Origin of the sequence: Vibrio sp. F13 (assembly GCF_020806305.2) — a bacterium.
Classification (GTDB): Bacteria; Pseudomonadota; Gammaproteobacteria; order Enterobacterales; family Vibrionaceae; genus Vibrio; species Vibrio crassostreae_C.
Genome location: NZ_CP170175.1, coordinates 1,047,623 through 1,059,880 on the forward strand (window position 1 = coordinate 1,047,623; position 12,258 = coordinate 1,059,880).

General features: G+C 47.1%; 13 protein-coding genes. 1 reads left to right on the plus strand and 12 read right to left on the minus strand.

Annotated features, from left to right (window positions below; genetic code table 11):
* Positions 1-150 precede the first annotated feature (150 nt).
* The gene (gene guaB / locus LMH68_RS04790; RefSeq protein WP_017062496.1) at positions 151-1,614 is read right to left on the minus strand and encodes an IMP dehydrogenase; all 1,464 of its coding nucleotides are present in this window, start codon (positions 1,612-1,614) and stop codon (positions 151-153) included.
* 244 nt (positions 1,615-1,858) lie between these two features.
* On the opposite strand from guaB, the gene xseA reads away from it, so the two are divergent.
* Positions 1,859-3,205: an exodeoxyribonuclease VII large subunit gene (xseA, locus tag LMH68_RS04795; RefSeq protein WP_065584650.1), complete on the plus strand. Its 1,347-nt coding sequence runs from the start codon at positions 1,859-1,861 to the stop codon at positions 3,203-3,205.
* Positions 3,206-3,298: 93 nt separating this feature from the next.
* On the opposite strand, the gene ureG is transcribed toward xseA, so the two are convergent.
* The 11 genes from ureG to urtC form a co-directional block, all read right to left on the minus strand.
* The gene (gene ureG / locus LMH68_RS04800) at positions 3,299-3,937 is read right to left on the minus strand and encodes an urease accessory protein UreG (protein WP_017062498.1); all 639 of its coding nucleotides are present in this window, start codon (positions 3,935-3,937) and stop codon (positions 3,299-3,301) included.
* Between the two features lie 46 nt (positions 3,938-3,983).
* Positions 3,984-4,664, minus strand: coding sequence for an urease accessory protein UreF (locus LMH68_RS04805; protein ID WP_229647779.1), 681 nt, complete (start codon positions 4,662-4,664; stop codon positions 3,984-3,986).
* A 42-nt stretch (positions 4,665-4,706) separates the two neighbouring features.
* The gene (locus LMH68_RS04810; protein WP_017069300.1) at positions 4,707-5,303 is read right to left on the minus strand and encodes a HupE/UreJ family protein; all 597 of its coding nucleotides are present in this window, start codon (positions 5,301-5,303) and stop codon (positions 4,707-4,709) included.
* Between the two features lie 235 nt (positions 5,304-5,538).
* A complete protein-coding gene (ureE, locus tag LMH68_RS04815) occupies positions 5,539-5,991 on the minus strand; it encodes an urease accessory protein UreE (RefSeq protein ID WP_048614367.1) in 453 nt (150 codons plus the stop codon).
* A 77-nt stretch (positions 5,992-6,068) separates the two neighbouring features.
* A complete protein-coding gene (gene ureC / locus LMH68_RS04820; RefSeq protein ID WP_229647778.1) occupies positions 6,069-7,772 on the minus strand; it encodes an urease subunit alpha in 1,704 nt (567 codons plus the stop codon).
* A gap of 39 nt (positions 7,773-7,811) precedes the next feature.
* The gene (locus tag LMH68_RS04825; protein ID WP_017062503.1) at positions 7,812-8,147 is read right to left on the minus strand and encodes an urease subunit beta; all 336 of its coding nucleotides are present in this window, start codon (positions 8,145-8,147) and stop codon (positions 7,812-7,814) included.
* An 11-nt stretch (positions 8,148-8,158) separates the two neighbouring features.
* Entirely contained in the window at positions 8,159-8,461 is a 303-nt protein-coding gene (ureA, locus tag LMH68_RS04830) for an urease subunit gamma (RefSeq protein WP_004735119.1), read from the minus strand.
* Positions 8,462-8,594: 133 nt separating this feature from the next.
* Positions 8,595-9,542: an urease accessory protein UreD gene (locus LMH68_RS04835; protein ID WP_017062504.1), complete on the minus strand. Its 948-nt coding sequence runs from the start codon at positions 9,540-9,542 to the stop codon at positions 8,595-8,597.
* Positions 9,539-10,234 (minus strand): urea ABC transporter ATP-binding subunit UrtE, encoded by a 696-nt coding sequence (urtE, locus tag LMH68_RS04840; protein ID WP_017062505.1) that lies wholly within the window; start codon positions 10,232-10,234, stop codon positions 9,539-9,541. The genes LMH68_RS04835 and urtE overlap by 4 nt, the downstream gene beginning before the upstream one ends.
* 1 nt (position 10,235) lies before the next feature.
* Positions 10,236-11,078 carry an urea ABC transporter ATP-binding protein UrtD gene (gene urtD, locus LMH68_RS04845; RefSeq protein ID WP_016767142.1) on the minus strand — a complete coding sequence of 281 codons (843 nt, stop codon included), beginning with the start codon at positions 11,076-11,078 and terminating at the stop codon, positions 10,236-10,238.
* The gene (gene urtC, locus LMH68_RS04850; RefSeq protein ID WP_016767140.1) at positions 11,075-12,256 is read right to left on the minus strand and encodes an urea ABC transporter permease subunit UrtC; all 1,182 of its coding nucleotides are present in this window, start codon (positions 12,254-12,256) and stop codon (positions 11,075-11,077) included. The genes urtD and urtC overlap by 4 nt, the downstream gene beginning before the upstream one ends.
* Positions 12,257-12,258: the final 2 nt, after the last annotated feature.

Here is a 12,258-nt window from a genome sequence, read left to right on the forward strand (position 1 = left end):
GGATTTTCTGATAAGTAGTTATTCTACAATCAAAAATTCTAACGAAGTTATCGAGGTTTTTAACAAGCTAGGATGACCAGTTATTTACTACGATTGGTATATTAATGTGCCGACTAAATCAGCACATTATTCAAACGTTTGGACGTATTATTAACCTAAACGGTAGTTAGGTGCTTCTTTCGTGATTTGAACATCGTGTACGTGAGATTCTTTCATGCCCGCACCAGAGATACGAACAAACTCAGCTTTAGTACGCATGTCTTCAACAGTTGCAGAACCCGTTAGGCCCATGCTTGAGCGTAGACCGCCCATCTGTTGGTGAACGATCTCTTTTAGACGACCTTTGTATGCGATACGACCTTCAATACCTTCTGGAACAAGCTTGTCTGCAGCGTTGTCAGATTGGAAGTAACGGTCAGAAGAGCCTTGAGACATAGCGCCAAGAGAACCCATACCACGGTAAGACTTGTAAGAACGACCGTTGTAAAGGATAACTTCACCCGGTGCCTCTTCAGTACCAGCGAACATTGAACCAACCATCACACAAGATGCGCCAGCAACGATAGCTTTACAGATATCGCCAGAGAAGCGGATACCGCCATCTGCGATTACTGGAATACCGTATTCGTTTGCAACTTCCGCTGCGTCTGCGATGGCTGTTACTTGAGGAACACCAACACCAGTAACGATACGAGTCGTACAGATTGAACCTGGGCCGATACCAACTTTAACTGCACTAACACCCGCTTCGATAAGAGCACGTGCGCCAGCACCAGTTGCTACGTTACCACCGATGATTTGTAGATCAGGGTATGCAGCGCGAGTTTCGCGGATACGGTTAAGTACGCCTTCAGAGTGACCGTGTGAAGAGTCGATAAGTAGAACGTCTACGCCAGCTTCAACTAGAGCAGCAACACGCTCTTCGTTACCAGCACCAGCACCAACAGCTGCACCTACACGTAGGCTGCCGCGCTCATCTTTACATGCGTTTGGTTTACGTTCTGCTTTGTGGAAATCTTTTGCAGTGATCATTCCAGTAAGTTGGAAGTCATCATTTACAACAAGAACTTTTTCAACACGCGCTTCGTGCATTTTCTCTTGAACTTCTTCACGAGTTGCACCTTCTTTAACAGAAGCAAGGCGAGCTTTAGGCGTCATTACTACATCAACTTTCTTAGAAAGGTCAGTAACAAAGCGAACGTCACGGCCAGTAATGATACCAACCAATTCGTTTGTTTCAGTAACAACAGGGAAACCGGCGAAGCCGTGTTTTTGAGTAAGGGCTACAACATCAGCGATTGTCGCGTCAGGGCTTACAGTTACTGGGTGAGAAACCACACCAGCTTCGTAAATTTTAACCTGGCGAACCATTTCAGCTTGCTGCTCGATTGACATATTCTTATGAATAAAGCCAATACCACCTTCTTGCGCAAGGGCAATTGCTAGGCGTGCTTCCGTAACAGTATCCATCGATGCAGAGATCATTGGGATGTTTAAAGAAATGTTTTTCGTTAACTGAGTGCGAAGATCAGCTGTGTTCGGAAGAACGGTTGAGTGTGCTGGGACGAGTAAAACGTCATCAAAAGTTAAAGCTTCTTTTGCGATTCGTAGCATTTGCAATATCTCACAACAAAGGTGTTAAAAGGAGTAAACCCAACTTTATCGTTTCGCATAATAAAGTGATTTGGATTTGATATTGCAGACGGATTATACGCACGGCGAAATCGCTTGGCTACACATTTTTGTATTTTTAATTTGCATTTACCCCCTTGCTATGTATTATATTGCCGCTATCTTCCATACTCACGCCCTGTGAGATTCCAAGAAAGACCTTCCTTCAAGGAAAGATAGTGCTTCTATGACTAATCCAAACATCTTTACTGTTTCTCGCCTCAACTCAGAGGTTCGTCTCCTATTAGAAAACGAAATGGGAATAGTCTGGCTCGTTGGTGAAATCTCAAACTTCTCTGCACCTGTCTCTGGTCACTGGTACCTCACGCTAAAAGACTCTCGCGCTCAAGTTAAATGCGCCATGTTTCGTGGCAATAACCGCCGTGTGACCTTTAAGCCTCAGAACGGCAATCAAGTTTTAGTCAAAGCTCGCCTATCTCTTTACGAGCCACGCGGTGACTACCAACTGATCATCGAAAGCATGCAGCCAGAGGGTGACGGTAAACTTCAGCAAGAATTTGAAAAGCTGAAGATGAACCTTGCCGCAGAAGGACTGTTTGCTCAATCAAGTAAGCAAGCTCTTCCTGAACACCCAAAACGTGTTGGCGTTATCACATCTAAAACCGGTGCAGCGCTGTTTGATATTCTTGATGTACTAAAAAGGCGCGATCCTTCGCTACCGGTTGTGGTTTACCCGACCATGGTTCAAGGCGAAGAGGCGGCGATTCAGATTGCCCAAGCGATTGGACGCGCTAACGAACGCAATGAATGTGATGTGTTAATCGTCGGCCGTGGTGGCGGCTCACTGGAAGACCTATGGTGCTTCAATAACGAGATCGTAGCTCGCACAATCGCAGCAAGCCAAATCCCGATTATCAGCGCCGTTGGCCACGAAGTGGATGTCACTATCGCTGATTTCGTTGCCGATATGCGTGCCCCAACGCCATCAGCTGCCGCAGAATTGGTTAGCCGTGATAACAGTCATAAAGAACAAGCTTTCGCGTCTAAACGTGCTCGCTTAGTCAGTGCGATTCGTCATGTGTTAATCAAACAGGCGCAATCAACTCAAACGTTGAAATACCGCTTAGAGAAGCAACACCCTAGCTACCAACTTCAAAAGCAGAGTCAGCAGCTTGATGACCTAGATATGCGTTTGCGTCGTGGTATGACTCAATACCTAAAACAGCATGCACAGCGTGTTGAACGTAAACAGCACCAGCTTCAATTGAACTCGCCAGTGAAACGCCTTGGCGAACAGAAACTGCATCTGCAACGTTCAGAGCAAAAGCTATTGGATGCAATGGACAAGACATTACTAACCACTCGCCACCAGCTCGCTATGGCTGCAGAGAAGTTAGAGACCGTTAGTCCACTGGCAACCCTAAAGCGTGGCTACAGCATTACTCATTCAGAATCGAGCAAGACGGTATCATCGATTAACGATGTCGAAGTCGGTGAAGTGATCACCACTCAAGTTGAAGACGGTGTGATTGAGTCGCAAGTGACCACAAGAGTGACTAAGAGCGAGCTTTAAGTTCGACCTAACGTTTCAAACCAGAAAGCCCTATCGATAATCGACAGGGCTTTTTAGTATCTAACGCTTTCAAAAAACTAACCTATTCCAACCCTACTCAGTAGTAGAAGGCTCCTTCATGGTTAGCATCCCTTCAGTCACAATAAAGTTGATGATGAAGTCTAGCCCTTGGCTCTCTTTGAGGTTGGTGAACACGTATGGCTTGGTTGGACGCATGCGTTGTGTGTCTTGCTCCATCACCTCAAGTGACGCACCCACATATGGTGCTAAATCGATCTTATTGATAACCAGCAGATCAGAACGCGTAATACCCGGTCCGCCTTTACGTGGGATCTTCTCCCCTTCCGCTACATCAATCACGTAGATGGTAAGATCGGCTAATTCAGGGCTGAACGTCGCACTCAAGTTATCACCGCCACTTTCGACGAATACCACATCGAGGTTCTTATGCAGCTTGGCAAGCTCTTCTACCGCAGCTAAGTTCATCGACGCATCTTCACGGATCGCCGTGTGCGGACAGCCACCCGTTTCAACACCAATAATACGATCTGGTTCTAGAGCCTCTGCTCGCGTAAGTATCTTGGCATCTTCTTGAGTGTAGATGTCGTTGGTTACCACTGCGATATTGAGCTTGTCGCGAATCGCTTTACAAAGCACTTCTAATAGCGCTGTTTTACCAGACCCTACCGGGCCGCCAATACCAATTCGAAGTGGTTGCTTATAACTTTCCATTGTCTACTTCCTTATATTCTTTTTGCTACATCGTTCGCGCTAACCGCTACGAACGAAATAGTCGTGTGTATTGTGTTTCGTGCAATGAACTCGCTAATGCCATCGAAGGCGAAAAGCTGCCTATCATCCAATCTTCTATCGTGCGGGCCTTTTCGATCACCTCAGGAAAGGTGTTGGTGATATTAATCAATGCCAACTGACCATCGGTTTGACCTAAAGGCACTAACTTGACCCCTGCGGTAACGATGTTTTCAAGCCAACTCCATAAATAACCCTGCTTGAGGCTCTCTAAATCAATACCCCAATGCTGAGCCGCCATACACATGCCCAACAATTGGTTTGGATGACTATCAACAGAATCCACCAGCGAAATATCGATATCCAAGCGCTTCAACAAGGTGTTCAATGCATGCCCACGCTGCTTTTCTTCCGCTCGCAATTCACTGGTTTCACGGCTTGAGTATAAGTAGTTACACCAGTGCTCAATCTCATCGAGTTCACCCTTTTCTAGAGCGTGGTAAAGACGCTCTAATATAGGCAATTCCAAGGTCGCGACACTGGAGTTGACGATGGTGTTGAGCCACTGTTCCATGCTGTTGCGATCGGTCACCCAACCCGCTTCAACCGCTAACTCTAAACCCTGCGAGTAAGTGAACCCACCAATCGGCAATGACGGACTGATCAATTGAAACAGGCGATAGATGGCGACATTTTCTGTTGTGGTCATAACCGTGCCCTCAGTCTTCTAGAATCAAATAAGTTCGAGAGCTTACGCGCCTAACAGTAATAGTGCGCTTGCTGAAGCCACACCAACCGACATCCATTTTGAGTAAACCGCGCGGCCAACAAAAGCACCGATAACCATCAAAGCCAAAGCAGTGATGCTCATGCCAGTTGCAAACTGAGTTAGGTTACTTGCCGCTTCAACGCCATGCGCATAACCATGGAAAAACAACATGCCAATCGAAGCCGCTAATACACTGTTCACTCGCTTAGTCGATGGTGAGAACACGTGCCATAAACATAAGCTGACAACGAATAGAGAAGCGATGATTGCAGGTTCAACAATCACAGAGAAGCCTAGGGCTTGGCCTGCGATAAGCCCTACCACCAAAGACACCAATCCGCCGCCAATCAGAGCGGCTTTTGTCTTGGTGGAGAATAAAAGTGCGCCAATTAACAGACCAAAAGCGATCAACATGATCAGGTGATCCATACCTGTCACAGGGTGAGTTAAGCCAGACATAAATGAGTGAGACTCATGAACTGAGTGCGCTCCATGTCCTGGGTGAGCGAAAGCCAATGTTGATGTTGTTAGAGAAGCTATTGTGAAAGTGCATAAGCCTGCAGCTGTTTTAAAGTTCATCGCGAGTTCCTTGCTTTATACCAATCGTAGTAAATAATTGCTCACCCTAGCTTGCTAAAATGCTCGATAACTGCGTTATAATTTTTGATTGTAGAATAACTACTTATCGAAAAATTATGCCTTGTTCTCAAGCCTTTTTTCTGCGCTATTGTTGATCACTTACTTACTGTGATTGGTATTATTGTTATTAATATCGTTGTTATATAAATCGTTTAGTGAGTCATCAATGACTCGATTAATGATGGTGATGATGTCCACCAGAGCGACCGCCATAAGCACCGCCTTCTGGTTCAAACGGTTGTTTCTCAGTGGTCACTTTCGCGCCTAAGCCTTCAACCATTTCATCCAAAACATGGTCGTGTTGGTAACGAACCCAACCCGCTTCCACTTGCAGCGGAACATGACGGTTGCCAAGGTGATACGCCACTCGCGTTAGCAAGTGTGGGTCTTCACAATAAACAGTCGAAACAGTTTCCGGTGCCGCTTTCACTTCTACGACTAAACCACATTCACTTGAGAGTTGTTCGCCGCCACGCAAGATATGACCTCGTGGTAGAAACAGCCCTGCATTGCGCCCGTCATCTAGCATCACCTTAAGGCGGCTTTTGATGCGACTATCGATCGGCAGGCTCAAATAGCCGTCCGGTGCATTTTGTATTTGAGTATTCAGTTGAGTCAGTTCAATCATGCTATTACCTCAATCTCCTTGTGAGATTTATAACGTTCAAAATAGGGTCACTAAAATAAGATTCTTTAGTCAAAGGCTTAGAATAGAAAGTACCGCTGAGCCATTGGCAGCTCTTCAGCAGGCTCACACGTGAGTAGTTCACCATCGGCGCGCACTTGGTACGTCTGAGAGTCGACTTCAATCTTCGGCATCCAATCATTGAGCTTCATGTCGGCTTTGCTGATGTTTCGGCAGTTGCTCACAACACCAATCAAGCTCTGCAGACCCAATTGCTTGTCGATGTTCTGCGCCTTGGCTTCTTTAGAGACAAACAGCATTGATGTGTTCTGACACGCCTTGCCGTAGCTACCAAACATCGAGCGATAGTGAACTGGCTGAGGTGTTGGGATTGAAGCGTTTGGGTCACCCATCGGCGCCATGGCGATCATGCCGCCTTTCAAAATCACGCTTGGTTTCACGCCAAAGAAGGCTGGCTTCCATAGAACTAGGTCAGCTAATTTCCCGGCTTCGATCGAACCGATTTCATGAGACATACCATGAGTGATCGCAGGGTTGATGGTGTACTTAGCGACATAACGTCTTAAACGGAAGTTATCGCTGTAGTCTGAATCTTCTTTTAAGCTACCGCGCTGAACTTTCATCTTGTGTGCGGTTTGCCAAGTACGTGTTACTACCTCGCCTACTCGTCCCATAGCTTGAGAATCCGAGGCGATCATCGAGAACGCACCTAAATCATGAAGAATGTCTTCTGCGGCAATGGTTTCACGGCGGATACGAGATTCAGCAAACGCGACATCTTCTGCAATTGATGGTGAAAGGTGATGACACACCATCAACATGTCTAAATGCTCATCGACCGTATTGACCGTGTAAGGTCGTGTTGGGTTAGTCGAAGAAGGCAGAACGTTGGGTTCACCTGCCGCACGGATAATGTCGGGAGCATGACCACCGCCCGCACCTTCAGTGTGGTAGGTATGAATCACTCGGTCGCCAATTGCGCCAAGTGTTGATTCAACAAAGCCCGACTCATTCAAGGTATCGGTATGAATCGCAACTTGTACGTCCATCTCGTCAGCAACACTTAAACAAGTATCGATGGAAGCGGGTGTGGTTCCCCAGTCTTCGTGCAACTTCAAACCCACTGCGCCTGCCGCTACTTGTTCGCGTAGAGCTTCTGGCTGACTTGCGTTGCCTTTGCCTAACAAGCCAAAGTTCATCGGGAATTGATCGAGTGACTCTAGCATGCGGTGCATGTTCCAAGGCCCCGGCGTACATGTGGTCGCGTTGGTGCCGGTGTTTGGCCCCGTGCCACCGCCGATCATGGTTGTCACACCCGACGCCAATGCTTCTTCAATCTGTTGTGGGCAGATAAAGTGGATGTGTGAATCAATGCCACCAGCAGTCAGAATAGAACCTTCGCCTGCTAAAATCTCTGTGCCCGGGCCAATCACAATATCAACGCCCGGTTGAACATCTGGGTTGCCCGCTTTACCCAATGCCTGAACTCGACCATCTTTGATGGCGACATCGGCTTTTACGATGCCCCAGTAATCCAACACAATCGCATTAGTGATCACCAAATCCGGTGTCTCAGCACTTGGACGTTGGCTTTGCCCTTGTCCATCACGGATAACTTTACCGCCGCCGAATTTCACTTCTTCGCCGTATACGGTGTAATCCTTTTCAACTTCTAGCCATAAATCGGTGTCAGCAAGACGCACTCGGTCACCGACTGTTGGCCCAAACATTTCGGCATAAGCCTGTTTGGATATCGTCGCCATGTTCAATCCTTTGTTATTTTCATTATTCCGTGGGAGCGCTTAGAGCTTGCCCATCACCTTTCCTTGGAAGCCATAGATCTCTAACTTACCGGCGTAACGCACTAACTCGACGCTACGCGACTGACCCGGCTCAAAGCGGGTTGCAGTACCCGCAGGAATATTGAGTCGAAAGCCTTTAGTGACTTCTCGGTTAAAGATCAGCGAAGGGTTTGCTTCATAGAAGTGGTAATGAGAGCCAATTTGAACAGGACGATCGCCAATGTTTTGTACCTTAACGGACGTTGTGTCTCGGCCTTCATTGAGAGTGATGTCACCCGGTGCGGTTTCTACTTTTCCGGGAACGAATCCTGAGTATTGTTTTGTGGAACCAGCCATATTACTTCTCCCTACACGATAGGTTCATGAACGGTCACCAGCTTGGTGCCATCAGGAAAAGTGGCTTCGACTTGTACATCAGGGATCATGGAAGGGATCCCCTCCATAACGTCATCGACAGTAAGAAGTGTGCGCCCAAAATCCATTAATTCTGAAACGGTTTTACCCTCGCGGGCACCTTCGAGAATGGCACTGCTGATCAGTGCGATAGATTCTGGGTAGTTGAGCTTTAAGCCTTTTTGTTTGCGCTGCTGTGCCAGCATTCCTGCGCAGAAGATAAGTAGCTTATCTTTTTCTCTTGGTGTTAATTCCATTTAGCCGCCCGCTGTTAGTGTTGTTTTCTTATTGCTCAAAAACGCATGAGCAGTAAGTGGGATTCAATCACAGCAAGCTTGAAAAAATGTACCTAGGGTCGGAAGTCACCCTAGGTACAAAAAGGGCTAATCGCTAAGTCGCCCAAATCCTTGGTAAATCAGGAGTCGTACCACATAAATGAGAGCGAGTTGCTTGCCAAATCTGACCAAAGGCTTGGAGGATATCTTCACTCCAATTACCCAAGGCTCGCACCACAATCAATCCTTCTATCTGAGTAGCACCCAATATTAATGTGGGTTCACTCGACGTTTTTGATGTAACTGATTGCTGTGAAGCTTGCTGTGTAATAGATATGAGCAAGCTCTGTACCAACTCTAGATCTTGCTTCTCATTTGAGGTGATATAAAAGGTTCCCATCATTGAATAATCAAGTAACCCCATATTTATCATTAACTTATCGCCACCATGAAAATTAAAGCCTTCAGTCAGAAGCCTTTGATTATCAAGATAGATTTCTGTTTTCCCAACGAGATGACCATGCTCGAATCCCTCATTCTGTGCAGGGCGTCCAAAACAGTGCATCTCCCAACCCCAAAACTGTGCACCCTTTTCTAGGCGAATTTCAGTATCTAAACGAACGTGTGCATTCGGGAAAAAGATGTTCTCTTGCGGCATCCATTCCAAGCGTGCATCTTTCTTCACTCGTAGGGTCTGCTTCTGCTTGGCGTACTTGTTGTTTGAGCGATAAAACTTGGTCGCACCGGGTGTGGTAATCAACGCGTGAGCACCGTGCTCAAGATTCACGTTAATATTGAGAGTGTCACCACCTACCACTCCGCCGGGGGGATGGAGTAAGTAGGTGTGACACGTTTCCCCATCAGGATACAGGGGGCGTTGCACCGCAAGCGGACCAGACTGCTGACGATTCTTTAATACGGTTTTATCACCTCGATCGACAAAGGTGAGGTTTAAACTCGCTTGCCAACCATCACGAATATCTTGTTCGATGGTCTCATTCAAAGATAAAGCTTCTACTAAAGAAGCCTTGCTTACTTCATTCGGAGAAAAGAGAGAATTCATACGGTTAGGTACTCCTTTATCAAGGACTCATCGAGCCCTGTCATTTCACCTTCTGCCACTTGGCGTCCACGGTCGATAATGCAAAAACGGTCACCGACCTTTCTTGCAAACGGCAGCTTCTGTTCAACCAACAGAACCGTGAGCCCCATTTTCTCGTTGAGCATGCGAATGATGTCGCCAATCTCTTGCACAATATTGGGTTGAATACCCTCCGTCGGCTCATCCAAGATCAATAGCTTTGGATTAACCACCAGCGCACGCCCAATCGCTAGCTGTTGCTGCTGGCCACCCGATAAATCACCACCGCGACGATGTAGCATCTCTTTTAACACTGGGAAAATATCGAAGATGAATTCAGGGATCTTGCGGTCACCCTTTTTACGAATCGGTAAACCGACCTCTAGATTTTCTTGAACAGTGAGCATTGGGAAGATCTGGCGACCTTGCGGTACATAGCCGATCCCTTGGCGTGGACGGTCCTCGGCATCGGTTTTCAAAAGTGACTCACCCGATAAGGAGATGTCACCGCTTTCAACCTTCACCAACCCCATAATGCATTGCAGTAAGGTGGTTTTACCGACACCATTTCGCCCCATTAGCACCGTGCATTTACCTTCTGGGATCTGCATATCCAAATCCCACAGCGTGTGGCTCTCACCGTAATATTGATTAACTGATTTAACCTCTAGCATCCTATTCTCCGAGATAAACTTGTTTAACTTCAGGGTGAGCTTGCACTTGATCCATGGTGCCTTCGGCCAACACGTGACCTTGATGAAGTACGGTTACATGGCTAGCGATTGAACGAACGAAATCCATATCGTGTTCAACCACGACTACAGAGTGTTTGCCTGCCAGTGAGTTAAGTAACTCCGATGTACGATCCATCTCTTGGTGAGTCATACCTGCAACGGGCTCATCCACCAGCAACAGCTTGGGGTTCTGCATCAATAACATGCCGATCTCTAACCACTGCTTTTGTCCGTGAGAGAGATTGCCAGCCAAGTTGGCGGCTTCGTCTTTTAGGTGAATAAGTTCAAGTACCGAGGTGAGCTTGTCCTTCTGCTCACCAGACATCACCGCAGTGAAAGTAGACCAAACAGAGCGGTCGCCCGCCATGGCTAATTCAAGGTTTTGCCAAACGGTTAGACATTCAATCACGGTCGGTTTTTGAAACTTACGCCCAACTCCAGCATTGGCAATTTCTGCTTCATTCATCTTCAATAAGTTAATGTTCGAGCCTAACCACACATCACCAGTATCTGGCTTTGTTTTACCCGTAATGATATCCATCATAGTGGTTTTACCCGCGCCATTAGGACCGATGATGCAGCGCAGTTCGCCTTCTTTGATATAAAGATTGAGGTCGTTTATCGCTTGGAAACCATCGAAGTTTTTGTTAACGCCTTCCACGTACAACAACACGTTATGACGGGTATCGATGGCAGGATGAACATCAGGCTTGAGGTAATCAAAGACTTCGTCTCGGCGAGTGAAGGCTTGAACCGATTCCTTAACGTTACTAAATGTGGTCATACGATCACCTCCTTGTTTTCTGACTGATCATCCTTATCTGATTTTCCTTGTCCCTTGCCTCGTGAACCTGACGCCTTACGCAGTTGTTGCCATTTCTCGCTAACAAAGCCAATCACACCTTGTGGGAAGTACATGGTTGAAAGTACGAATAGACCACCTAGGGCGAATAACCACACCTCTGGGAATTCAACCGTAAACCAACTCTTGGCGTAGTTGATGATCAGGGCACCAACGATGGCACCAAACAGAGTGGCACGACCGCCCAAGGCAACCCAAACCACTATCTCAATCGAGTTAAGCGGAGCAAACTCTCCCGGGTTGATGATACCGACTTGAGGCACATATAAAGCACCAGCAATACCCGCGATAACCGCAGACAGAACGAAGACCCACAGCTTGATACCATCGACGTCGTAACCCATGAATCGAGTGCGAGATTCAGTATCACGAATCGCTAAAGCCACTCGCCCTAATCGACTGGTCACCACCATGCGACACGCGATGTAGCTGAGGATTAGCGCAATACCAGTCGCAACAAACAGACCTATCTTGACTGCATCACTTTGCAAGCTCAGACCGATGATGTCTTTAAAGTCCGTCAATCCATTGTTACCACCAAAGCCCATTTCGTTGCGGAAAAACGCCAGCATCAATGCGTAAGTTAACGCTTGAGTCATGATAGAAAGATACACCCCTGACACTCGAGAACGGAAAGCTAAATAACCGAACAAATAAGCCAATGCGCCCGGTACCAACACCACCATTAGGCAGGCGAACCAGAACTGATCAAAGCCCTGCCAGAACCATGGCAACGCCGACCAATCAAGAAACACCATGAAGTCAGGTAGGATTGGGTCACCATATACCCCACGGTCACCAATCTGGCGCATTAAGTACATGCCCATCGCATAGCCACCAAGCGCAAAGAAAGCGCCATGGCCTAGACTCAAGATTCCGAGGTAGCCCCACACAAGATCGAGCGCCAACGCCAACATTGCGTAACTCAGGTATTTGCCCATTAATGAGATTGTAAAAGTCTCAACATGAAGCGGGTGTCCACTTGGCAACATGGTGTTAGCCAGCGGAATAAGAATGACGGCCGCAAGAATGGCAAGGATGGTCAGTTGACCACCTTTGTCACCACGCATCGCCGAAAGTACAAATGATTTAGACTGCATGA

Excerpts from the sequence above, each read along its gene's own strand:
- LMH68_RS04825 (WP_017062503.1), bottom strand. The coding sequence starts at position 8,147 with ATGGCTGGTTCCACAAAACAATACTCAGGATTCGTTCCCGGAAAAGTA.
- urtD (WP_016767142.1), bottom strand. The coding sequence starts at position 11,078 with ATGACCACATTTAGTAACGTTAAGGAATCGGTTCAAGCCTTCACTCGC.
- LMH68_RS04835 (WP_017062504.1), bottom strand. The coding sequence starts at position 9,542 with ATGAATTCTCTCTTTTCTCCGAATGAAGTAAGCAAGGCTTCTTTAGTA.
- urtE (WP_017062505.1), bottom strand. The coding sequence starts at position 10,234 with ATGCTAGAGGTTAAATCAGTTAATCAATATTACGGTGAGAGCCACACG.
- guaB (WP_017062496.1), bottom strand. The coding sequence starts at position 1,614 with ATGCTACGAATCGCAAAAGAAGCTTTAACTTTTGATGACGTTTTACTC.
- ureC (WP_229647778.1), bottom strand. The coding sequence starts at position 7,772 with ATGGCGACGATATCCAAACAGGCTTATGCCGAAATGTTTGGGCCAACA.
- ureE (WP_048614367.1), bottom strand. The coding sequence starts at position 5,991 with ATGATTGAACTGACTCAACTGAATACTCAAATACAAAATGCACCGGAC.
- urtC (WP_016767140.1), bottom strand. The coding sequence starts at position 12,256 with ATGCAGTCTAAATCATTTGTACTTTCGGCGATGCGTGGTGACAAAGGT.
- xseA (WP_065584650.1), top strand. The coding sequence starts at position 1,859 with ATGACTAATCCAAACATCTTTACTGTTTCTCGCCTCAACTCAGAGGTT.
- LMH68_RS04810 (WP_017069300.1), bottom strand. The coding sequence starts at position 5,303 with ATGAACTTTAAAACAGCTGCAGGCTTATGCACTTTCACAATAGCTTCT.
- ureA (WP_004735119.1), bottom strand. The coding sequence starts at position 8,461 with ATGGAATTAACACCAAGAGAAAAAGATAAGCTACTTATCTTCTGCGCA.
- LMH68_RS04805 (WP_229647779.1), bottom strand. The coding sequence starts at position 4,664 with ATGACCACAACAGAAAATGTCGCCATCTATCGCCTGTTTCAATTGATC.
- ureG (WP_017062498.1), bottom strand. The coding sequence starts at position 3,937 with ATGGAAAGTTATAAGCAACCACTTCGAATTGGTATTGGCGGCCCGGTA.